Here is a 22,430-nt window from a genome sequence, read left to right on the forward strand (position 1 = left end):
TTTTATAACAAAAAAACCAGCCGCATGAGTCACGACTGGTTTTTGATCGTTTTATACAATGGTTTTGACAAACAAGCGTGCTGTTTCTGCACTTGATCCCGGGTTTTGTCCAGTGATGATTTGTCCGTCAACGACAGCAAATGGCGCAAAGGCCTCTCCTTTTTCAAACGCTGCCCCCTGCTCACGAAGTTTTGTTTCCAATAAAAATGGAACTTTTGATGTCAACTGCACGGCTTCCTCTTCTTCATTTGTGAAGCCTGTGATTTTTTTGCCTTCGATAAATGATTTGCCATTTTGGTCCTTCACATCAACGAATGCTGAAACGCCATGACAAACGGCTCCGATCGCACCATTTTTATCTGAAACCGCTAAGATCGCATCCGCTACCAGTTGATTAGACGCAAAGTCGATCATAGGGCCGTGTCCTCCAGCAAAGAAAATTCCGTCATAATCAGCGGGATTCACATCTGTAAGCGCCTTTGTGTCTTGAAGTAATTCATACACATCTTGATACTGCGCTGGGACACCTTCAGGAATTGAATTTTTGTCAATTGGTACAGCGCCACCTTGAATAGAGACAATTTGTACTTCTAGTTCATTTTCTTTAAAAATATGAAATGGCTCTGCTAACTCTTCTAGCCATAAGCCTGTTGGATGTCCATTCATTTCCGGGCTGCTTGTCGATACTAATAACACTTTCTTACTCATCTTGATCATCCTTTCGATTTATCCTGTGGCTATTTTATATTTTGCACAATTAAATATCAAGCAATATGACTTTAGGCCAGCTCATTATGATATACCCGATTTTCTAAAAAATATGGTATGACTCCAAATCTAATCAATATGTCACATTCTATTGGTAGGGAATTTCATGTAAAATTGTCATTGAGTGATATAATATGAGGAAAGTTTGACAGATCTCTCGTCACAAGAGGAGATTTTTAAAGGAGTGGAAAAGAGATGAAAACCTATTCGATTGTGATGATCATTATCACGCTCTGTATTATATTGGCCGTCTTTTTGATGAACCTAACGGGGGTCATGTACGGAAAAATCATTTTGGCCGTTGCCGTTGCCCTTTGTCTGACATCCATTATTCGTTTAATGGGTCTTCGAAAAAGATAAAAGCCGCCCTCACTAGGGGCGGCTTTATTTAAGATTAGATCGCCAGCATCAGTGCAATGAGTGCAAGCAGTGCTGGTACTCCTTGTTTGATGATAATTGATTTATTGGATGTTACACCGCCAAATACTGCTGCGATGAGCACACAAAGAATGAAAAACAGCTGAATCATATATCCAACGGTATTCGATCCAAGAATGAGCCCCCAAATGAGTCCTGCAGCTAAAAACCCGTTATAAAGCCCCTGATTGGCAAACATCACTTTGACATTTGGATCTTTTTGCAAGTGTTCTGGCAGCTTAAAAGAACGCTTCGCCATCTTTGATTCCATAAAAAACATTTCTAATAACATGATGACAATGTGTTCTAATGCGACAATTCCTACTAAAATCATTGCTAAAATATTCAATTTAGTTAATTCCTTTCTGATAGACGGTCACGAATCTCTATTTTGTCCGTGTATAAATCAAAGTCTTGTATTAATTCTAGCGCTTCTGTAAAGCGACTTTGTGGAATGTCTTTCATTTTTCTCACGCCGAATTCCTTTTTAATAAAAGCCATGATGGTATTGATATGAAGCTTACCGTGGCCATCATACTCCAAATGGCTGCAAAAAGTCTGCATCGTCCCTCGAATCACCTTTAATTGCTTGGCAGTGACACAACTCATTGGTAACGCTCATCCTTTCCTTTGTTTTAACAGCTAAAAAGAATCTTGGTTAAAAGAAAAACCTTCCAGTGTCTATTATATAATGGTTTCATTCGGATATCAAAATAAAAAAGAACAGACATTCGATTGAAAAAACAATCGTGCCCTCACAATCCTTTTCTCACATATCAAAAAGCCGGATTCAATGATAGAATCCGGCTTTCTATTTAGTTACTTTTCACTTTTCGAAATTAATACCTTTCCAACAGAACGATCCTTACTTTGTCCAACGACTTTAAAGGATAACCCATATGTCGGTACATCGCGTCCTGCATCTGGGTTGTTTGGATTCACATAGTTCTTTTTATCACTAAATGTACGAGCCGGGCGAATGTAGCGATCTTGCAAAGTTAAGCCCGTTGTGGCTGTATAATCTATATTCAGCTTCGTACTTGGATTCAAAGAGAATGCTGCATCATGTACTTGGAACCCTGTTGCGGCAATGGAACCATCACTCCATTTTAATACTTGCTGATCTGCATCTACTACGCCAAGGAAGCCGTTCCCCGGATGTTTTCCTACCCAGTTATCACTGTATGATTGATCGACATACCAAACGACCAACCCGTTATTATAGCTCATCAGACTTGACCCGCGTTTAATATGCTTTAAGCCTTTATCGACATCAGCATAAGAGCGCCACTCTAGTAAATAGTATTGTGCTGCATATTGTTTTCCATTAGATTTTGAGAATCCATTAAAGGTAAAAGTAGACGTGCCCTCGGCATCATCTGACCATACTTTCGCTCCATCTGCTGTGACGTTCAGGTCATCTACGAATAAGCCTGGAAGTGCATAGCCTGCATCAGTTGTGTAACGGAATTGCAGGTCGATTTTCTTCCCTGCATAAGCAGACAGGTCAAAGGCTGCATCTACCCAGCCGTCTGATTTTCCGTCGATGCCATTGCCTTCGTTTGCACCTGCTTCATTTCGATCATTCGTGATGTTACCCGCGATGGTCTTCCATTGATCAGTCCCTGTTTCACGCACTTCGACATACGCATAATCATAATCTTCTTCAATATCGTACCATGCTTTAAATGTCAGCTCTGCTTTGCTTCCTTTTGACAAATCAATACCTGTTGTCGTCATGGTTGCATTCAAATTGTCACCCGTTCCGCTGAAGTACGAATATTTCCCTTGAGCAGGTGTCGTGACGACAATCTCTTTATCTGGTAAATCGACTCGAACGGCATCATGGTTTGTTCCTTTTGTTGCTGCTTCATCAATTAATACTGTTTTGCTTTTATTTAATGTTTTACCATCGATGGTTTGTCCAGAAAGCCAGTTGCCTCCATGCAGATTTTGGAGCATTTCTTTCGCATATGGGCTAAAGCCTGTTGGTTCCGTACCAGGAACTTTACCTGCCCAGCTTCCGCTTGACATGATCGACCAGTAAGAAACGGGCTCTCCTCTGCCTGTGTACTGTGTATCGTACTCGTCAGGAAGACCAAGATCATGTCCGAATTCATGTGTGAACACACCTGCTGCGCCATCTTCAGGCTCGATGGTGTAATCCAACGCGCCTAATTTCCCGTCTTGACCAACTTCAGATTCAGTATCCGGAATTTCAAATACATCACCAAGTGACCAGCGGTGTGACCAAATCGCATCAGCGCCAAGTTGTCCGCCGCCTGCTTCTTCACCTACGCCGGCGTGAACGACCATCAGATGGTCAATGATGCCGTCTGGCTCGTTATAAACCCCGTCGCCATCAATATCATAGCGGTCCCATTGATCATACTCGCTGAGATCAATATTCGGATCTTTTGCTGCTGCTTCGAGTGCTTCTTTCACCAATTCGCGCGGTCTGCCGTCACTGCCTGAATCGTCAGGTACGTTCCCGCCGTAATAAGCTGCTTCATGCTTCGCTGTATACCATCCTGCAACTGTTCCACTAACTGTGTAACTGCCGCCAGACTGCTTTTCATAATATTGCTTCATGGATACTTTCCGTTTCCCATCTGGACCGATGTAGCCATTTTTTCCGAAAAGCATATCTTGATAGTGCTGTTGATCGTACTTGTCATAGTACATATCAGTCTCTTCTTTTTTGATACTATTATGCTTATAATCTTTAAAATCTACTAATAAAACCAATACTTTATCATTGCGGACGTCACCTTTATACTTTTCCTTTTTGACCGGTTTTACTTGATTGCCTTCTTTTCCTTTATGCTTCTTTAATTTTTTCTTTTTGGCAAGTTTGTTATGTACCTCTTGTTTGTATTCTTTCAGGAATTCAGGCTCTTCTGTTAAGGTGCTGGCACTTTGTTTCATTGCCGATTCTTCTTTTTTCTTTAGATAGTTCTTTAATGCTTTTTGGGTTTCTGCCTCATTGGCATTCTTTTTGATCTTTCCTTGTTTTTTCAAGGCTTTGACGAGACGGTCTTCATTCACGACACTTGAGTCAAATGGAATACCTGAATAATGACCGCCATCTGAGGATGTTGATTTTTCTGTGGTGTGGGCAGATAGAGGGGTGCTAAAAGCTGTCAATGTGCCTAAACTTAGGACAGCGGTTAGTGCAATTTTCGTCCATTTCCCTTTTTTCATATTGGTTCCTCCCTATTTTGGTAATAAATAATATCTAATTCTAGCATATTCCAATATAGTTAAGTCGAAAAACATTTTATTTTCAGAAATTTTGTGGAAAATGCACAATACGTGAATGAAATGGGTGGAACCATATGTCGAAAATAAAAGAACCCTAGGCGATAACCGCCTAGGGTGTTTGTTGTTTTTCTATGAAAGCTGCTGGCCTTGAAAGGCAACCACGTCAAGTGGAGCGGCTAAAAATTCTTTTGCTTTCGCGACGAAAGCCTGGAAATGAGCACTTGCATTATGGCTCTGAACCGCAGCGTCATCTTTCCACACTTCTACCATTAAAAAGGTATTTTCCTTTTCTGTATCCTTGAACAGCTTGTAGGAAACATTGCCTTCTTCAGCCTGTGAAGCTTTCATTAACTCGTTAATTTCTTCTAAAAATACGTTTTCTTTTTCTGGATGAATGGTCATCCCTGCATGAATAATGATCATGTGATCGTCTCCCTTTTTTAAAAAATTATTTCCACTCTGTGATACGGTCGATCGGTAAACGGTAAGATGCATAACCTTCGTCAGCTGCTTTCCCAATGGATAGAAGCATGACTGGTACATAACGTTCTTTATCCCAGCCAAATGTTTCAGCGATGACTTCTTTATCAAATCCGCCAATTGGATTTGTATCATAACCATGTGCACGTGCAGCAAGCATAAGCTGCATAGACACAAGTCCACCGTCAATTAAGATTGTTTCACGGTTCACTTGTTCTGGAAGAACTTCAAAATGTGCAGTTAATGCAGCAATTTGTCTTTCTTTCACTTCTTGCGGCATGTAGCCATTTTCTACTGCTTTTGAATAAATTTCTTCTAAGTATTCATTGTTTTTCATATCTGCAAAAACTGCAATGACAGCTGCTGATGTTGACACTTGAGTTTGGTTGAATTTTGCAAGTGGTGCAAGCTTTTCTTTTCCTTCTGGGCTGTCAATCACCATGAAGCGCCAAGGCTGTGCATTTACTGATGATGGTGCAGTTGTTGCTTCTTCTAAAATCTCTGTCATTTCTTCTTTGCTGATTTTCACAGATGGATCATAGTTACGAATAGAGCGGCGCCCTTTCATAATTTCCATAAAATCGTTTGTTTTTAATGTTGTAGCCATTTGTAACACTCCTTTAGGTTGTTTGAATCTTTTCGATGTTTTGTTGTATACGGATGAGCACATCAGTGAGAAGCCTTCGTTCTTCTTCACTTACGTTTTCAAGCATTTCTGAGATAAATCGTTCTTTTTCTATTTTAGAAGCTTCGATTCTCGTTCTACCTTCTTCTGTTAAGCGGACAAGTGTGACTCGATTATCTTCTGGTTTTCTTCTGCGTGTGACCATTCCTTTTGTTTCCAGCTGTTTTAAATGACGCGTCACAGCTGCACTATCAATATTTACTTTTTTCTGCAAATCTGATTGGCTGATTTCATCGGCTTGGAATAACAGCGATAGCAACTCAAGTCTTGATTGGCTGATGCCCGTGCATGCTTCGAACTTCACGCCCATCATACGGTTCACGCACTGCAAACGATATAATACCTCTGCCTCTTCAGAGCAAAATGCAGTCAATGCTATCCCCTCTTTTCTATTCAGAAATCAATTACTTGATATATCAATCATTGACTCGTCAATTAATATACACCCATTGTTTGATGATTGCAAGAGGTTTGTTTCATAAAGTGAATTTTTTTATTTCAATAGAAAAAAATGAGCCTAAAATGACCATAAAAAAAGACAAAAGCGACGAATCACTTTTGTCCTTTTTCTTTATTCAGTAATGACTGTGTGGATCAATGTTGGTGCATCGGCATGATCAGCAATGCGGATGTTGTCATAAATTTTCTCCATGACATTTGCAACATCTTCACGATTCGCATGCAGAGTCACAAGTGAATCTCCTTTTTCAACACGATCGCCCACTTTTTTGTTCAGCATAATGCCGACAGATAGGTCGATATCGTCCTCTTTTGTTGCGCGTCCTGCTCCAAGGATCATCGCTGCAACACCAATTTCGTCCGCGACGATTTCAGCTACGACACCTGATTCTTTTGCAGGTACTTCGATTTTGTAAGGTGCTTGCGGCAGTTTTTCAGGCTGATCCACAATTGAGCTGTCTCCACCTTGGTTTTCTAAGAATTCCTTGAATTTCTCAAGTGCTTTGCCGTTTTTCATCACTTCAATCAGCTTTTCTCTTGCTTCATCAAGTGTGTCTGCTTTTTTCGCAAGAACGACCATTTGACTTCCTAATGTGAGCACAAGCTCGTTTAAGTCTTCAGGACCTTCGCCTCGGAGTGTGTCAATCGCTTCTTTCACTTCAAGAGAATTTCCAATCGCTAATCCTAGCGGCTGAGACATATCAGAGATAACCGCCATTGTTTGTCTGCCTACGTTGTTTCCGATGCGTACCATGGCTTTTGCAAGCTTTTCTGAGTCTTCTGGTGTTTTCATGAAAGCACCTGCGCCTGTTTTCACATCAAGTACAATCGCATCTGCACCAGCAGCAATTTTCTTACTCATAATGGAGCTTGCAATTAGCGGAATTGAGTTAACAGTTCCTGTTACATCACGAAGAGCATACAGCTTTTTATCAGCTGGTGTCAGGTTGCCTGATTGGCCAATGACCGCTACTTTATGACGGTTCACGAGCTCGATGAATTCGTCTTTTGTAATTTCTACGTGGAAGCCTTTGACCGCTTCAAGCTTGTCCACTGTACCGCCTGTATGCCCAAGACCGCGCCCTGACATTTTCGCAACAGGTACATCTAGCGCCGCAACAAGAGGAGCGAGTACAAGCGTTGTTGTATCACCTACACCGCCTGTTGAGTGCTTGTCTACTTTAATACCGTCAATGGCAGACAGGTCAATTGTATCTCCTGAGTTCGCCATAGCGAGTGTTAAGTCTGCACGTTCTTGATCCGTCATATCTTGGAAGAAAATCGCCATAGCCAAGGCACTTGCTTGGTAGTCAGGAATTGTTCCGTCCGTATAACCCTTGACAAAGAAAGAAATTTCCTCTGAAGATAATTCTTTTCCGTCACGTTTTTTCGCAATGATATCTACCATTCTCATTGTTTTCACCATTCCTTTTTTTAAATTAGTAAATCAAACCGACAACGCCTGCTGTTAAGAAGCTGACAAGAGTTGCACCGAATAACAGCTTTAATCCAAAGCGTGCGACTACGTTTCCTTGCTTTTCGTTTAAGCCTTTGACTGCTCCAGCAATGATACCGATAGAAGAGAAGTTCGCAAATGATACAAGGAATACAGAAATGATCGCTTCTGTACGAGCAGTGAAATGCAGGCCGTCTCCAGATAGAGCGAGCATCGCAACAAATTCGTTCGATACCATTTTGGTTGCCATAATGCTTCCTGCTTGTACTGCTTCGCTCCAAGGTACACCGACAAGGAACGCAAATGGAGCAAAGACATATCCAAGTACATCTTGGAAAGAAACACCGATGACTGCTGTAAAGATACCGTTAATCATCGCAATTAATGCAACGAATCCAATCAACATTGCAGCAACAACAATCGCTACTTTGAAACCATCCATAATGTATTCGCCAAGCATTTCGAAGAAGGATTGTCTTTCTTCCTCAACGACTTCAAGCATGTCTTCATCCTTAGAGACTTCATATGGATTGATGATCGATGCGATAATAAATCCACCAAATAGGTTCAGCACAAGTGCTGTAACCACGTACTCTGGTTTAATCATTTGCATGTACGCACCAACAATCGACATCGATACCGTCGACATTGCAGATGCACATAATGTATAAAGACGCTGCTGAGGTAATAATCCAAGCTGTTTCTTAATAGAAATAAAGACTTCTGATTGACCTAAAATCGCAGACGCTACTGCGTTGTAAGATTCTAGTTTCCCCATACCGTTTACTTTACTAAGCAAATATCCGATTCCGCGTACGATAAGCGGAAGAATACGCCAATGCTGCAGAATACCGATTAACGCCGAGATAAAGACGATCGGCAGTAAAACATTGATGAAGAAAGTGGACGCATTATCATTCATTAACCCGCCAAATACAAAGTTGATTCCTTCGCCGGCATAGCCTAGAAGCATTTGGAATCCTTTTGCAAAGCCTCCGACTAGAAAGTTTCCAACACCTGTATTGAGCAGAATATAACCTAAAATAAATTGCAGTACAATCATGACAATTACTGGACGGAATTTCACTCGTTTTTTCCCATTACTAGCCAGCCATGCAATGGCGAGAATCACTAGCAAACCGATGATACCAATCACGTATTTCATGTTTTTCCTCCTTGAATGAATTCGTTTACATTAATGCGCTTGTATGGAACAAACCCTATTTCGCAAACAAAACGCGGAAGAAATTCCCAGAAGTGAGTTCCTTCCGCATATGACTTTTTCATCATTTATGAGTCATGAATGTTATCCTACCATAGGATCGTATGAATTAATAGTCTTTCGAAGTAGCTGATTGATCCCCTTTGATAATGGAAACGCCTGCACTTGCGCCAATACGGGTAGCACCTGCAGCTGTCATTGCCTCAACGTCTTCTTTTGTTCTCACGCCGCCTGATGCTTTCACACCGATGTCAGGTCCTACTGTTTTACGCATTAATGCAATGTCCTCAGCCGTTGCACCGCCTGTACTAAATCCAGTCGATGTTTTCACAAAATCAGCGCCCGCTTTCACTGAAAGCTCACAAGCTTTGACTTTTTCTTCATCAGTAAGTAAACATGTTTCAATAATGACTTTCACTAATGCTTTGCCTTTTGCTGCGTCTACAACTGCACGAATATCTTGTTCAACCACATCATATTCGCCGTCTTTCAATGCCGCAACATTGATGACCATGTCCACTTCTGTTGCACCGTTTTCAATGGCATCCTTTGTTTCGAATGCTTTCACCGCTGTTGTGTTTGCGCCTAACGGGAAACCGATGACTGTACATACATCAACACCTGTTCCTGCTAGTTCTTTCGACGCTAGAGATACCCAAGTTGGGTTTACGCAAACAGATGCAAATTGATGAGTCTTTGCTTCTTCAAGTAACTGCATAATTGCAGCTCTAGTTGTATCTGGTTTTAGTGCTGTATGATCAATGAGCTTTGCTATCGTCATGCTTCACACTTCCTTTTAATTATGATACTTTCATCATATATGACGAGTGAACAATTGTAAACATAGTTATGAAATTTTGTTCATCTATTTTGTGACATTTAAAAGAGCCCTCGCTGTGTGCTGATCGATGATCAATACATTCGCATATTTTCCTCTTAGTGCGCCGTGTATAGAAGCCACCTTTCGATGACCGCCAGCGACAAGAATGGATCGTTCTTTTGTCCTTAAATCATCTAGCTCTACGCCAATTGTGCGATTGTTAATGGCTTCACTGCAAATGCGTCCATCTTGATCATAAAAACGTGAGCAAATGTCTCCGACACTGGATTCCTTGAGGAGCGCTTTTTCTTCTTCACGGAAATAACCTAGTCTAAACAAAAGTGCTTCATCTCTTACCGTTCCAACAGTAAACACAGCGATATTCGCCTGCTTGCCCATTTCAATAATTCGCTGAATATGCCTGTCCTGCTCAACCATCTCCTTAACGGCAGCACTATCAAATACAACAGGAAGCGGCAAATAACGCGGTGCTGTTTGAAAGGCCTCAGCAAACAACTGGATGGTTTCCGCCGAATATGTATTCACATGAGAGTGGCTGATTCCACCCTTGAGCTGGACAACCTCTACACCTTTTACCTGTTTAGGTTGCATCTTTTGTGCAATTTGATACATAGTCGTTCCCCAGCTCACGCCAACGATATCGCCGTCTTTCACCGTTTCTTGCAAGTAATCTGCACCAAATCGGCTCAAATAATCGGTGATGGTTGGATAGTCGTCCTTTGGCGAAAACACCACATGAGCTTCGAGCAGGTCATATTTTTCCTTGAGCAATGAAGAAAGCTCATTTAAATCCTCAAACGGATCCATCACCGTAATCTGGACGTACCCCTTCTCTTTCGCATATTGAAGCAGCCGAGATACAGTCGGTCTCGACAGGTCGAGCTGTTTGGCAATTTCCTGCTGGCTGTAATCAGACAAATAGTAAAGCCTTGCCGCTTCAATACTCAGCTGTTGTTTCTCTCGATCCATTCATACGCCCCCTTTTTTCTTCTATCATAACAAATTGTTCACCTCATCATGCACAAATGTTCATTTGAAGAAAATTGTATAAGCGGCATGAAAGGTCTCATCCTTTTCTAATGTTTGAATGCCAAACTTCTCTTTATACTGTCCATTCGTCCCTTCCCTATCGGCGATGCCATACCACGGCTCAATACAAACAAAAGGAGCCATCGTTCCTTTTTCTTGATCATAAGGCGACCAAATGCCAACGAAAGGAAAGCCAGTGAGATCGACCTCAACCCCGTGACCTGCCCCTGAAGTCAATGACACTCGATTGATATGGCTAAAGATCATCGCATCAAACTGAAAAAGCTCCGGCCGAAGCTGGATCGGCTCAAGCTGAATGCCTTTTTCTTTCTCTCTGACAAGTGAATTCCGCAGTTCATATTGCACAGGGAGATGTTCAGTGGAAGGTGTCAATGTGAGTGAATAATCTCCTGTTTGCTCGCCTTCAACAAGCGGAATACGAAATGCTGGGTGTCCTCCAATGGAGAAATACATCGTATCCTCTTCGTCATGATCAATTTCCCAGGAAATCTTCAGTCCATTTTCCAATAGTTCATAACGAATTCGCGCTGTAAATTCATACGGGTATTGCTTCACGTGCCTGCCTCTTGATTCATATTGAAAGGTCACCGTATGCTTCGTTTCTTCATATAAATCAAAATTGACATCACGTAAAAAACCATGCTGCGTGAGCTCAAAGGTTTGATCGTCAATCTTGTATTGATCATTCATTAATCGCCCAACAATCGGAAACAAGACAGGCGACACCCTGCCCCAATAAGCTGGATCACCAGACCACATATAGTGACGCCCGCTTTCCTTGTCAAGCACCTCCCTGACTTCCGCTCCTTTTTCATGAATCTGAACCAATAACTGATCATTTTCGATCGTTTTCATTCAATACATCCCCTTTCCTTCTTCTTTTATTATGACAGGGATTTTGGTTTTGAGTATCAAATTCGACTTCTCTTACCCACCAATTAAAAAAATTTTAAAAAAGACAGAAATTCGCCAACAAAATGTAATGCTGATTCGTCTAATCTTATATAAAATAAAAGAATCGTTGCTCTTTTGAATGAACAACAAAAAGAAGCGTTTGACATTGATGGGGGATTCATTTTCATGAACAGCAAGGAAAATCGTTTTCGTTATATTTTAGGATTAGATGGACTAAGAGCCGTTGCTGTATTGGCAGTCATTGCTTATCACTTACATATCGGACCCGCAAGCGGCGGGTTTCTTGGCGTTGATTTATTTTTTGTCATTTCTGGTTACTTGATTACAACGATCTTGTTACATAAGCAGGATTTAGGCTATCAAGAGCTTTTGCCATTTTGGATGGGACGGATTAGGAGGCTTCTTCCAGCCGCTTACATCATGATTTTTATAACCGTCAGCTGGTGCGCGATTGCTGGATCAAACGCATTATTGTCCATTCGTGGCGATGCCATATCGTCCTTTTTTTATGTCAGTAACTGGTGGTACATTTTTCACCAGCTTTCTTATTTTGATAGCTTCAATGCCCTATCTCCACTGAAAAATTTGTGGTCTCTGGCAATAGAAGAGCAATTTTATATCATTTGGCCGGTACTGTTGATTGCAGGGCTGAAATGGGTAAAAAACAGATCTCATCTGCCTATGATCACCTTTGGACTTGCACTTGTCTCTGCCTTATGGATGGCGAATCTTTATTCACCAGATACCGATCCAAGCAGGGTTTATTATGGAACAGATACTCGTGCATTTGCGCTCCTGATTGGATGCAGCCTGGCATTTGTGTGGCCTATGCAAAGACTGTCCAGCAAAAAATTACTTCCTGTTGGCAGACGTATTTTACATATTGCCGGGTTCGGTTCGTTTGCGATTTTCCTTCTTTGTGTTTATGCAGTGGACGATTTCGATGCCTTTCTCTATCAGGGCGGCATGCTTTTATTCTGTCTGAATGCGGCCATCTTAATTGCGTGCGTCTGCCACCCTGCAAGTCTTATAGGGAAATGGCTGTCCTTTCAGCCGCTCGTCTGGCTAGGTAAGCGATCTTATGGTATTTACCTGTGGCATTATCCCATTATCGTACTGACCACACCGGTCATTGAAATTGGACAGCCTTCCATAGCGCGTGTCACATTGCAGCTCATCACCATTTTACTAGTTGCTGAGGCTTCCTATCGCTTCATCGAACAGCCGATCCGCCAGCATGGCTTCAGACAATATTTTTCCTCTTGGTCTATTTGGAAAAAAGGAATCAAACAGTGGTCTACATCTAATAAGGTGTTCCTTGGAATCACCGCAGCTCTTTTGATCTTATTTATCATTGGCATGTCTAACTCGTCCACTTCCTCCCCACATGTGAAGGAAGTGACGCAAATTAAGACAACACCGAAAAAAACAGCCGAACCATCGGAATCAAAAGCGAAGAAAAAGAAAGAAAAGCACGAGAAAAAAGCAGCTGATCAAAAACAATTTCACCAAGTTCTTGCCATTGGTGATTCTGTCATGCTAGACATTGCGCCGAATCTTGAAAAAGCATATAAACAAATCACCATCGATGGGAAAGTTGGCAGACAGATGAACGAAGCCGTCAGCATCGCCCCTCAATACAAATCATTTAATCAATCTGATGCTGCTGTTATCATTGAACTTGGTACAAATGGTTATTTTACTGAGGACACGCTGAAAGCATTCATTCAAAACTTTTCTAAGGCACATATTTTCCTAGTGAATACGAGGGTTCCAAGGTCATGGGAAAATGATGTGAATGCGGTCATTCAGCGAGTGGCCGATCAAGATCAAAATGTTACCTTGGTCGATTGGCATTCAGCCGCGACTGGACAGCCATCCTATTTTCAGTCCGATGGTGTCCACCTTTCAAAAAAAGGTTCTGACACACTGACACAGCTCATCACAGCAAGCATTAAGAAAAAAGGGGATGTGTCATCTACATCATAAGAAGACTAGCATTCTGTGAAGAATTTGTACAGTTGCTCTACTAATAAGCAAAACGTATTTTAATGGAAGATAAAAAAAAAGACATGCTTTCCCATGATTGGGGGCATGTCTTTTTTTGTGATGGATTACAGGAACATCCACAGCACGGAGCTGCATTATGTTTTACTTTTAAATGACCAAACTATGACAGGTATGAGAATTAACGATAAAATCCCTCCGCTTAAAGATAATGCAGCATAACTCGCATTCGCAACTACCATTCCTGAAAGAGCACCGCCAGAAGCACCTGCTAACGCAACAAAAACATCGAGTGTTCCTTGGGTTTTTGCCCGAGTTGATGGTTCTGTAGAATCAACTATTTGAGCAGTACCACTAATTAAACCAAAGTTCCATCCCAACCCAAGTAAAGACAGAGCAATGATTAATAGAATCATTGAATCACTTGGTGCGAATGCTGCTAATAAACCAGCAAGTAACAATGTTATGCCCGACGCTATGCTCATAGCTGTTCGTCCTAGTTTATCTACAAGTACACCCGTGATAGGTGAAGGAAGATACATTGCCCCTATATGAAAACCTATAACAATTCCCACTTCGGCTAATCCATAACCATGATGCTGCATATGCACCGGTGTCATGGTCATGAGTGCAACCATGACAATTTGAGTTAAGACCATAACCGTGGCACCTACTGTAAGCCCTTTTTTATCTATTTTTTTATCAGCAGCATCTGGTTTATTTCCATGCCCGTGTTCTGCTTTGTAAGCTGTTATTCTTCGGGCAATGACTAACGGATCAGGACGCAGCAGAATAAAAAGGACAAGACCTGCTACAATAAATGCTGCTGCTGATAAAATAAAAGGACCCGTAAGTGCTGGAACACCAATTGATACTGCGAATTTACCCATCATTTCAACTAAATTCGGACCTGCTACTGCCCCAAATGTTGTCATGACCATTGTCGTACTAATTGCAGTTGCACGTTGTTTAGAATTAGCTAAGTCAGTCCCAGCATAACGCGCTTGTAAATTTGTGGATGTTCCTGCACCGTAAATGAAGAGCGATGCAAATAATAAAATAACACTATTCATCATAGCTGCAATCATAACGCCAATTGCTCCGAGCCCTCCAGCAACAAAACCTATCGATAAACCGATGCGTCGTCCATAACGTTGTGAAAGCTTTCCTACAATGAAAGCTGACCCAGCTGACCCCAAAGTAAATAAAGCAATTGGGACTCCTGCATAGGCTTCAGTTCCAAGCATTTGTTGAGCTAAAAGTGCACCTACCGTAATCCCTGCGGCTATTCCAGCCCCTCCAAATATTTGCGATAGACTGACAACGAACAATACCCGTTTATATAATTTTTTCAATTTTTGGGGTGAATCTATATAATTCTTCACTACATCTTGTTCTGTATCTAACACTTGTAAACACCCACTTTGCAAAATGTAACCATTACCATTTTATCAGTTCAGTCTACAATCCTCTAGTTGAATCTCTTTCACTCTCAGCCATTTACATTGATAGCAAGCTTTTGTTTTCGGATCATAGACACCTTGTTTTTAAACGATCATGATTAAAGCCGCCGCATGATTGATCTGTTCTTTTGAGCTAACGCATATCTTTTATAAAGAGTGAAGATGTTTTCATCTCGTTACCCAGACTAGCATCCTGCTAGTATTCTTTTATGCCGTTAAAAGGCTGGCTCTCACCGCTAACGTCCGCTTTTCCTTCGTTTTTTGATCCACCAACGCAAAATCACCATTCTCATACGCTAATGAAAATAATTCTTCGATATGAAAAACACCTGCCTGAAACTGCCTGCTCAATACATGCAGTGCCGCAGCACTGGCGACTTGAGCTGTTGCTTGAGACTCATCTCGACCTTTTATTCCAAGCGCTGCTTGATGAATCTTGTTGCCCTTCATTCCTGTCGCTTCCACTTTCACTGCATATTGATCTGTACCCATTTGAGCAGATTGAATCAGTGAAATAGCTCGTTCCTTAATTTTCGGCATAGTGAGAAGTGACGTCATTCCGAGTCTCCTTGTGAGAGCAAATGCACGTGTCGCCGCGCGAGAATCAAAACAGAGCCTTGTTGTCACAGAAGGCACGTGGAGCGTCGAAGGCAATGTCTGCTGGTCAGAGAAAGGGAACTGATAGGCTTGCCGCTTTCCGAGCATTTTGCCAAAATCGATGCGTTTCCCTCCAGAAAAACTTTTGACTTTCTTTCGCTGATGATTTTCCGTCAGCTCATAATCCGTATGCACTTGATCAAGTGTCCATTCAATGGCTGCTTTACCATGCTGATCACCTAGCCCAAGCATGATGCCAATATCAATTTGCTCAACAGAGGTCAGCTTAGATGCCGCCTTCGCTGCCAGCAAATTGGTGAGACCAGGTGCAAGACCTACGCTAAGCACAGCCGTTGCGTTCAATTCCTGCTGTACCTTTGCCAGCTGCTCAATATAGGCTCCTTTTGCCGAAATATCGAGATAATCAATGTTTGACCGTAAGCATGTTTCAGCAAATGACGTGTCATCTTGATCAAGACACATGATCACGAGTTTCGTTTCATCCATCCAGTCCGTATACATTGATTGTCTGACGTCTATCTGAAATGGAAGTACACGCCCATTGGTTTGGTGTGAAAATTGTTCAGCCTTCTCATAACTTCGGCCAGCCGCAAAGACTTGCCCTGGGTACACTTCACTTAGTTGAAGACATATTTGCTGCCCTACATGTCCATAGCCGCCTATCACCATAATCTTTGACTTCATTTTCCAACCGCCTTTCTATGACCTCTTTTGCAAACAATCCCTTTGATCATGCCAGCTTGAAAATAAGGTCTGATGTCTTGAAATCCTGCTTTGGTTAATTGTCCTGTCATCTCTTTTTCAGACATGGGATATGTTGTTACACCCAGCCTTTCTTGAAAGGACGTAAACACGTCTTTTCCCAAGCCTTGACGTTTCATGAATAGAGAAAGCATATGAAGCTCCTGCCGAAATGCAGGCGTTTCCGGGTCTCCTTGAATAAACGCCATCATGAGCGGTGCACCTGGCTCAAGCCGGCGGGCGATCTCCTCTAAAAAGGTCATATGATCTTTTACAAAATGAATGACAAGCAAACTCACCGCTGCATCGTACAACTTTTTAACCGGCACGTTGTCTAAGGCAGTCTCATACCAAGTGACGCGCCCCTGCATATGAAGCTGTGCCACTCTGCGCTTCGCCATATCAAGCATGGTTGGAGATGGATCAACTCCTGTGAGATGCCAGTCTTTATTTCTTTGAAGCATGTTGATGATCTCTTCGCCCCCACCTGCTCCGACTGTCAAAATACGAGAAGCCGCTCCCGTTAATTCGATTTCTATTCTATCCACTGTCAGCTCATGCAAAAGATGATAGCCCGGTACTTTATGCGCAATTGTTGCTGCATAAGATTCAGCAACAGAATCATGCCAATGTTGATTTACACTCATATGTCTTCTCCTCCAGTTTCCGCTTTGCTTCGTTTCCTTTACACTAACGGTATGTTATCTTCATTGTAAGAAGATAGATGAGAAAAAACGATCCCTAAAAGTGGGGATATTGAGGAGGAGATCAAGTGACCAATCCAGCCGCTCATTTTCAGCAGCTGAGGAAAAACATTCGAGACGAACTTGCCGATATCTGTGATTTTGATGCTGCCTGTATCACAACCATTGATCCAGCGACCCTCCTCTCGACGGGTTCTTTCACAGATGAACCGATTGAAGCCATACATAACCAGCTGTTTCAAAATGAATTTTTAAAAAATGATGTGCACCAGCATGAGGATCTGGCTAAAGGTCCTGTACACACTGCGAGTCTCGTCCAAAGCGGAGAATATCTCAATAGCGGTCGATACCACCACATCTTGTTACCTAATGGATGGGCAGATGAATTGCGGGCGGCCCTTGTGATCCAAGGTGAATGCTGGGGTATCGCAAGCCTTTATCGGAAAAAGGGGAAGAAACCTTTTCATGAAAAAGACATACAAGCAGTTAGCCGCCAATCACCAGCACTCGCAGCCAAGCTGAGGGATGAGCTTTTCAAAAAAAGAGAAACGGAAGAAGATGAAACGGCGGAACATCAAGGCTTCCTCATTCTTTCACACGATTACCATCTTCTTTATGGAAATGAAGCTGGACTTCATTGGCTTCACACCTTCCAAACCTTTGAACAAATTGACGATAACACCATCATGCCCCGTCCGCTCAGAGCATTAGGCGCTAAGCTATTATATGGTGGCGGTGACCAAACAGCGGTCAGCATATCCAGAATGCCGACAGGACTTTTTCTCTCTCTTCAGGCATTTCGATTAGCGCAGGCAGCTGGGCAGGAAGAGGCTGTCATGATTCATATTAAGCGAGCTCAAACAAGTGACATTCTCCCTTATATAGCGAAAACATATCGGTTGACAGAAAGAGAAATGAACGTCCTTGACTGCTTAATAAAAGGGCAATCCACGAAGGAAATTGCCAGTACGTTATTTATCTCGACCCATACTGTACATGATCATGTAAAGGCGATGCTCGAAAAAACAAATTTAAACAGCAGACGTATGCTTGTTTACTTTTTCTCCAATATATAAAAAAGCGGCTGCCGCACTGGCAGACCGCTCTTTTCTTATTTTCCTAAAACCAGCTCATGCAGGACATGTGCTACTCCGGCTTCATTATTAGATTTTGTTACAATATCAGCTACGGCTTTGACATCATCAATGGCATTTCCCATAGCGACGCCGCAGCCCGCAAACTCTAGCATTGAGACGTCGTTCCCGTTATCCCCAATAGCCATGACTTCTTCACGAGGAATTCCCAGCTCCTTCGCTAGAAGCTTCACGGCATTTCCCTTACTCACATCAGGATGCAGGATTTCAAGGAAGAAATCTGTACTTTTCACCATCATATACTTTTCCTTCACTTCAGATGGAATGGCTTGTATCGTTTTTTCCAAACGTTCTGGCTGATCAATATACATCATTTTTGGAAGTCTCATCGATGAATCTGCCTCTTCAACAGGCATATATTTCAGCGGCAGTTTTGTTAAATAGGATTCAAGCACTGTGTATTCACTAATATCGCGATTCGGTGTGTATAAATTGGCTGAATCGAAATAATGCATCGGCGTGTCCAGCTGACGGCTCAATTCATATAACGAAGTTAAGTCATCATAGGATAATGTCAGCTCTGACACCACTTCATTTGTATGGCTGTTTTGAACAAGCGCTCCATTATAGGCGATCACATAATCTCCCTCTTGATCAAGCTGAAGATCAGCTAAATAGCGATTTACACCGCCAATTGGCCGGCCTGTACATAAAACAATTTTAATTCCTTCTGCCTTAGCCTGTTGAATGGCTTCAAACACTTCATCCGGCACCATATGTTGATCATTTAATAACGTACCATCCATATCAATTGCGACTAATTTATACATTCACTGGTCCCCTTTTCTCAGCAAAAACGTGCTGTCACTATTTTGAGCCACCATTACGATGATGACAGGTTATTTCATTACTATTTACCTATTTTAGCCTATCGTTTTTTCTTCACGCTGTCTACTTGTTCTTATCTGTAACAAATATCACATGAGTCTACTCTATTATAACGCATTCTATTCATCGTGCTGATCACCCATTTGAAACAAGTAAAACAGAACAATTGTCCACCACTATAGAATGTTTTGAAACGAGTAAATCTAATTGTATGATGAATAGCAAAGAAAGGAGGTGCAGGGAATGATTACGTTTACGAGAGGTAAATTGTCAAAAATGTCTGGTGTACATATTGAAACCATTCGTTTTTACGAAAATGAGGGAGTGCTCCCAGAGCCAAAGAGAGCACATAACGGCTATCGTCTATATGATAAAAAATATGTACTCATGCTATCATTTATCACCGAAGCGAGAAAGCTAGATTTCTCCCTTAAAGAAATTCGTGAAATTATCAAATCACTTTTCGAAAAACAGTCAAAAACAGAAGCTGAACAGCTGCTCGAGCAAAAAGTCGAAGATATCCAGCACTCTATTCAAGAGTTAAAAAAAAGGAAGGCTGCCATTCAATTGTTAACAAAGCAAACATTAGCAAACATCAGCTGATTGTAAGGGCTGCCAAAGGTGTGCCGGTGTTGATCACTGGCACACTTCGCTCATGTATCTCAGTACACGTTCAATGAAAACATCGGTTATACTAGAGTCAGCTTAAACGAGTGGAAGGGGTTTTGAGAATGAACATCGCAACCATCGGAACAGGTATCATTGTGGAAGGCTTCCTGCAAGCGATTGAACAGCTCGACGGTGCTTCTTGTCACGCTGTCTATTCAAGAAAGGAAGCAACGGCAAAGAAGCTCGCAGACAAATTTGGGGTGCAGACAACTTATACGGATCTAACTGCTATGCTAGAAGATCCTCACGTAGAAGCCGTTTACATCGCATCACCGAATCGTTTACATAGCGAGCATGCAACGAAAGCATTGAAACACGGAAAACATGTGATATGCGAAAAGCCTTTCACCTCTAATGTGAAAGAGCTGGAAGCCTTAATCGCTCTCGCAAAGGAAAAGCAGCTTCTCCTATTTGAAGCCATTACGACCGTTCATATGCCAAACTATCATTTGATCAAAAAGCACCTTCATCAATTAGGTAAAATCAAACTGGTTCAATGCAACTATAGTCAATATTCAAGCAAATATAATCAGCTGCTAGCCGGCGAAACGCCAAATGTCTTTAACCCTGAGTTCTCTGGAGGAGCGCTGATGGATATTAATATCTATAATGTCCATTTCATCATGAACCTCTTTGGATCACCAGAGCAAGTCCGATATCAGGCAAACCGCCATCCAAACGGTATTGACACATCTGGTGTTTTGACGTTCACTTACAATGATTTTATTGCGACAAGTGTCGGCAGTAAGGATACAAGCAGCATGAACTTTGCATTGATTCAAGGAGAAAAAGGCTTCATTCATGTGAAAAATGGGGCGAATGGGTGCGAGGAAGTGCTGCTGCATGTTGATGACAGGGTCATCTCACTCAATGCACAAACGAATCCAAATCGGCTGTTTTATGAAGCAGAAGCTTTCCAGCAGATCATTGAAACAAAAAATCATGAACAGTGCTATTCATGGCTTGATGAAAGTCTCTCCGTGATGAAAGTTCTTGATGCCGCAAGAAAAGATGCAGGTATTGTTTTCCCAACAGATCAATTTTAATGAAAAAACCGCCTTCTATGAGAGGGCGGTTTTTGACGATTAAATACTCTTTGAATACGCCACAAGACGCTGAGACATGTGATTCACTTCATCGACTGAAGCATTCACCTGCTCTGTTAAAGCAGCCTGAGTTTGCGTGAGAGCTGTCATATTCGAGATATTTTCAAGAATTTCATCAATTTGTGTTTTCATTTCCGTTAAACTCGATTCGATATTTTCCGTTGCATTGGCACTATGTAGCGCCAGCTTCCGTACTTCATCTGCAACAACAGAGAATCCGCGGCCCTGTTCACCAGCTCTAGCTGCTTCAATTGCAGCATTTAGACCAAGCAGGTTCGTTTGGTTCGCCACTTCTTTGATTAAGTCAGAAATATTTTTCGTCTCATCAGCACTATTTTTTGCTAGATTTGCGGCAGACGTTGACTGCTCTTGAGCAACAGCAAGCTCCTGTGCTTGATTTGTCACAGAGCTAATGCCCGATACCATCTCACTAATAGAACTTGAAAGCTGTTCTACTTGTGAAGCCATTTCATTCGCTGTTTTCTCTTTGTTTTTTTCTAACGTGATATCACGAATGGTTCCTGCCACACGAAGAGGCACACCTTTTTCATCACGAATGGTTTCACCACCGGCATGATACCAGCGGTACTCCCCATTTTTGCGCTGCAATCTGTAATCAATATCAAACGGTGTACGTCCAGAGTGATCATTTAAATGATCTGCAAAAGCTTGGAGAGCCATTTCTTGATCCTCAGGATGCAGACGATCGCTCCAGCTGCTCAGTACATTCGGGAAATCTTTTTCGTCTGTAAAGCCAAGCGTTTTTCTGAACTGCGGAGACCACCAGAATTCGTTATTTGGATTGACTGGATCGCCTGCCTCTACCACCATGTCCCAAGGAGCTTCGACAAGCGCACGGTTGATTAAGTCATATCTTGTGACAAATGCTTGCAGCTCTTCTTCTTTCAATTTCTGATCATGAATATCAAAAAGAGCTCCCGCCACACGAAGAGGGACACCATTTCGATCACGAACGGTCGTTCCAGTTTCTTTGAACCAGCGATAATCTCCGTTTTTTAACTTTAAGCGATATTCGATATCATACGGCGTACGCCCTGAATGATCCAATAAATGCGAAGAAAATGCATCTAATGTATATTCTTGTTCATCCGGATGTATTCGAGATGCCCAGCTGTCTAATAGATTGGGGAAATCTTGCTCATTTTGAAAGCCGAGCATTTTGCGGAATTCATCCGTCCATGTGAATTCATTTTTTGGATTGACTGGATCTCCAGCGATGACGACCATATCCCATAAGCCAACTTGAATGGCTTTTGTCACTAATTCCACCCGCATTTGAATATTTTCATGTGCTTCCTGCATCTTTTGCAAAGCTTCATTGATTTGTGCCACTGCTTCAATCGTTTGGCTAGAAGAAAATGCAGCAGTATCTAATCTTGCTGAAAGGTCTCCTTTTTCGATTCTTTCTATTAATTGGCTGCTTTCACTCAGAAGGATTTCAGCCGATGAATCATTTGCTTTTCTCTTAAACATCTTTCATAACTCCTTTCAACTCTAACATTCTTGAAATATTTTACATTTATAAACAATTCTTTATTAGGACTTTAGTAATACAAATGATA

At 41.9% G+C, this 22,430-nt stretch carries 21 protein-coding genes and 1 pseudogene; 5 read left to right on the top strand and 17 right to left on the bottom strand.

The annotated features are described in order from the left end of the window. Nucleotides 1-51 precede the first annotated feature (51 nt). Entirely contained in the window at nucleotides 52-708 is a 657-nt protein-coding gene (locus BAE31_RS12360) for a type 1 glutamine amidotransferase domain-containing protein (RefSeq protein ID WP_076840551.1), read from the bottom strand. A gap of 255 nt (nucleotides 709-963) precedes the next feature. Here BAE31_RS12360 and BAE31_RS19710 point away from each other — a divergent pair, with 255 nt between their 5' ends. Next, nucleotides 964-1,128 (top strand): hypothetical protein, encoded by a 165-nt coding sequence (locus BAE31_RS19710; RefSeq protein ID WP_003214630.1) that lies wholly within the window; start codon nucleotides 964-966, stop codon nucleotides 1,126-1,128. Nucleotides 1,129-1,162: 34 nt separating this feature from the next. On the opposite strand, the gene BAE31_RS12365 is transcribed toward BAE31_RS19710, so the two are convergent. From BAE31_RS12365 to BAE31_RS12415, 11 genes and pseudogenes are all read right to left on the bottom strand, one after another. Then, the gene (locus BAE31_RS12365) at nucleotides 1,163-1,534 is read right to left on the bottom strand and encodes a DUF1304 domain-containing protein (RefSeq protein ID WP_024423930.1); all 372 of its coding nucleotides are present in this window, start codon (nucleotides 1,532-1,534) and stop codon (nucleotides 1,163-1,165) included. Between the two features lie 5 nt (nucleotides 1,535-1,539). Then, on the bottom strand, nucleotides 1,540-1,794 hold the full coding sequence (locus tag BAE31_RS12370; RefSeq protein WP_012011773.1) for an ORF6C domain-containing protein: 255 nt from the start codon (nucleotides 1,792-1,794) through the stop codon (nucleotides 1,540-1,542). Between the two features lie 210 nt (nucleotides 1,795-2,004). After that, nucleotides 2,005-4,389, bottom strand: a complete 2,385-nt coding sequence (locus tag BAE31_RS12375) for an immune inhibitor A domain-containing protein (RefSeq protein ID WP_076840552.1) — start codon at nucleotides 4,387-4,389, stop codon at nucleotides 2,005-2,007. Nucleotides 4,390-4,578: 189 nt separating this feature from the next. After that, nucleotides 4,579-4,872, bottom strand: a complete 294-nt coding sequence (locus BAE31_RS12380; protein ID WP_024423933.1) for a putative quinol monooxygenase — start codon at nucleotides 4,870-4,872, stop codon at nucleotides 4,579-4,581. A gap of 25 nt (nucleotides 4,873-4,897) precedes the next feature. Beyond that, entirely contained in the window at nucleotides 4,898-5,536 is a 639-nt protein-coding gene (locus BAE31_RS12385) for a nitroreductase family protein (RefSeq protein WP_041108448.1), read from the bottom strand. Nucleotides 5,537-5,549: 13 nt separating this feature from the next. After that, nucleotides 5,550-6,034, bottom strand: a pseudogene (locus tag BAE31_RS12390) (MarR family winged helix-turn-helix transcriptional regulator). A 151-nt stretch (nucleotides 6,035-6,185) separates the two neighbouring features. Next, the gene (locus BAE31_RS12395; protein WP_041087525.1) at nucleotides 6,186-7,487 is read right to left on the bottom strand and encodes a pyrimidine-nucleoside phosphorylase; all 1,302 of its coding nucleotides are present in this window, start codon (nucleotides 7,485-7,487) and stop codon (nucleotides 6,186-6,188) included. Between the two features lie 25 nt (nucleotides 7,488-7,512). After that, nucleotides 7,513-8,694: a NupC/NupG family nucleoside CNT transporter gene (locus tag BAE31_RS12400; protein WP_017368363.1), complete on the bottom strand. Its 1,182-nt coding sequence runs from the start codon at nucleotides 8,692-8,694 to the stop codon at nucleotides 7,513-7,515. A gap of 166 nt (nucleotides 8,695-8,860) precedes the next feature. Further along, nucleotides 8,861-9,532 (bottom strand): deoxyribose-phosphate aldolase, encoded by a 672-nt coding sequence (gene deoC, locus BAE31_RS12405; RefSeq protein WP_076840553.1) that lies wholly within the window; start codon nucleotides 9,530-9,532, stop codon nucleotides 8,861-8,863. Between the two features lie 84 nt (nucleotides 9,533-9,616). After that, nucleotides 9,617-10,561 carry a sugar-binding transcriptional regulator gene (locus BAE31_RS12410; RefSeq protein ID WP_024427553.1) on the bottom strand — a complete coding sequence of 315 codons (945 nt, stop codon included), beginning with the start codon at nucleotides 10,559-10,561 and terminating at the stop codon, nucleotides 9,617-9,619. Nucleotides 10,562-10,621: 60 nt separating this feature from the next. After that, entirely contained in the window at nucleotides 10,622-11,497 is an 876-nt protein-coding gene (locus BAE31_RS12415; protein WP_076840554.1) for an aldose 1-epimerase family protein, read from the bottom strand. Nucleotides 11,498-11,722: 225 nt separating this feature from the next. Between BAE31_RS12415 and BAE31_RS12420 the strand changes: the two genes are divergently transcribed. Continuing rightward, nucleotides 11,723-13,546, top strand: a complete 1,824-nt coding sequence (locus tag BAE31_RS12420) for an acyltransferase family protein (protein ID WP_076840635.1) — start codon at nucleotides 11,723-11,725, stop codon at nucleotides 13,544-13,546. A 155-nt stretch (nucleotides 13,547-13,701) separates the two neighbouring features. Here the strand turns inward: BAE31_RS12420 and BAE31_RS12425 are convergent, their stop codons facing one another. From BAE31_RS12425 to BAE31_RS12435, 3 genes are all read right to left on the bottom strand, one after another. Then, entirely contained in the window at nucleotides 13,702-14,973 is a 1,272-nt protein-coding gene (locus BAE31_RS12425; protein ID WP_076840555.1) for an MFS transporter, read from the bottom strand. A 261-nt stretch (nucleotides 14,974-15,234) separates the two neighbouring features. Next, nucleotides 15,235-16,329: a saccharopine dehydrogenase family protein gene (locus tag BAE31_RS12430; protein WP_076840556.1), complete on the bottom strand. Its 1,095-nt coding sequence runs from the start codon at nucleotides 16,327-16,329 to the stop codon at nucleotides 15,235-15,237. Beyond that, complete coding sequence (locus BAE31_RS12435) at nucleotides 16,326-17,033, bottom strand: class I SAM-dependent methyltransferase (RefSeq protein ID WP_076840557.1); 708 nt, start codon at nucleotides 17,031-17,033, stop codon at nucleotides 16,326-16,328. The genes BAE31_RS12430 and BAE31_RS12435 overlap by 4 nt, the downstream gene beginning before the upstream one ends. A gap of 125 nt (nucleotides 17,034-17,158) precedes the next feature. On the opposite strand from BAE31_RS12435, the gene BAE31_RS12440 reads away from it, so the two are divergent. Next, entirely contained in the window at nucleotides 17,159-18,166 is a 1,008-nt protein-coding gene (locus tag BAE31_RS12440; protein ID WP_076840558.1) for a helix-turn-helix transcriptional regulator, read from the top strand. A 35-nt stretch (nucleotides 18,167-18,201) separates the two neighbouring features. Here BAE31_RS12440 and yidA read toward each other — a convergent pair whose 3' ends face one another. Further along, nucleotides 18,202-19,014, bottom strand: coding sequence for a sugar-phosphatase (gene yidA, locus BAE31_RS12445; RefSeq protein WP_076840559.1), 813 nt, complete (start codon nucleotides 19,012-19,014; stop codon nucleotides 18,202-18,204). A gap of 301 nt (nucleotides 19,015-19,315) precedes the next feature. Here yidA and BAE31_RS12450 point away from each other — a divergent pair, with 301 nt between their 5' ends. Together BAE31_RS12450 and BAE31_RS12455 are read left to right on the top strand one after the other, a co-directional pair. Beyond that, nucleotides 19,316-19,675 carry a MerR family transcriptional regulator gene (locus tag BAE31_RS12450; RefSeq protein WP_039182663.1) on the top strand — a complete coding sequence of 120 codons (360 nt, stop codon included), beginning with the start codon at nucleotides 19,316-19,318 and terminating at the stop codon, nucleotides 19,673-19,675. A 128-nt stretch (nucleotides 19,676-19,803) separates the two neighbouring features. Then, the gene (locus BAE31_RS12455) at nucleotides 19,804-20,787 is read left to right on the top strand and encodes a Gfo/Idh/MocA family protein (protein ID WP_076840560.1); all 984 of its coding nucleotides are present in this window, start codon (nucleotides 19,804-19,806) and stop codon (nucleotides 20,785-20,787) included. Nucleotides 20,788-20,826: 39 nt separating this feature from the next. Here BAE31_RS12455 and BAE31_RS12460 read toward each other — a convergent pair whose 3' ends face one another. Beyond that, entirely contained in the window at nucleotides 20,827-22,341 is a 1,515-nt protein-coding gene (locus tag BAE31_RS12460; RefSeq protein WP_076840561.1) for a methyl-accepting chemotaxis protein, read from the bottom strand. Between the last annotated feature and the right edge of the window lie 89 nt (nucleotides 22,342-22,430).

The organism is Bacillus sp. I-2 (assembly GCF_001974945.1).
GTDB classification, from domain to species: Bacteria; Bacillota; Bacilli; order Bacillales; family Bacillaceae; genus Bacillus; species Bacillus safensis.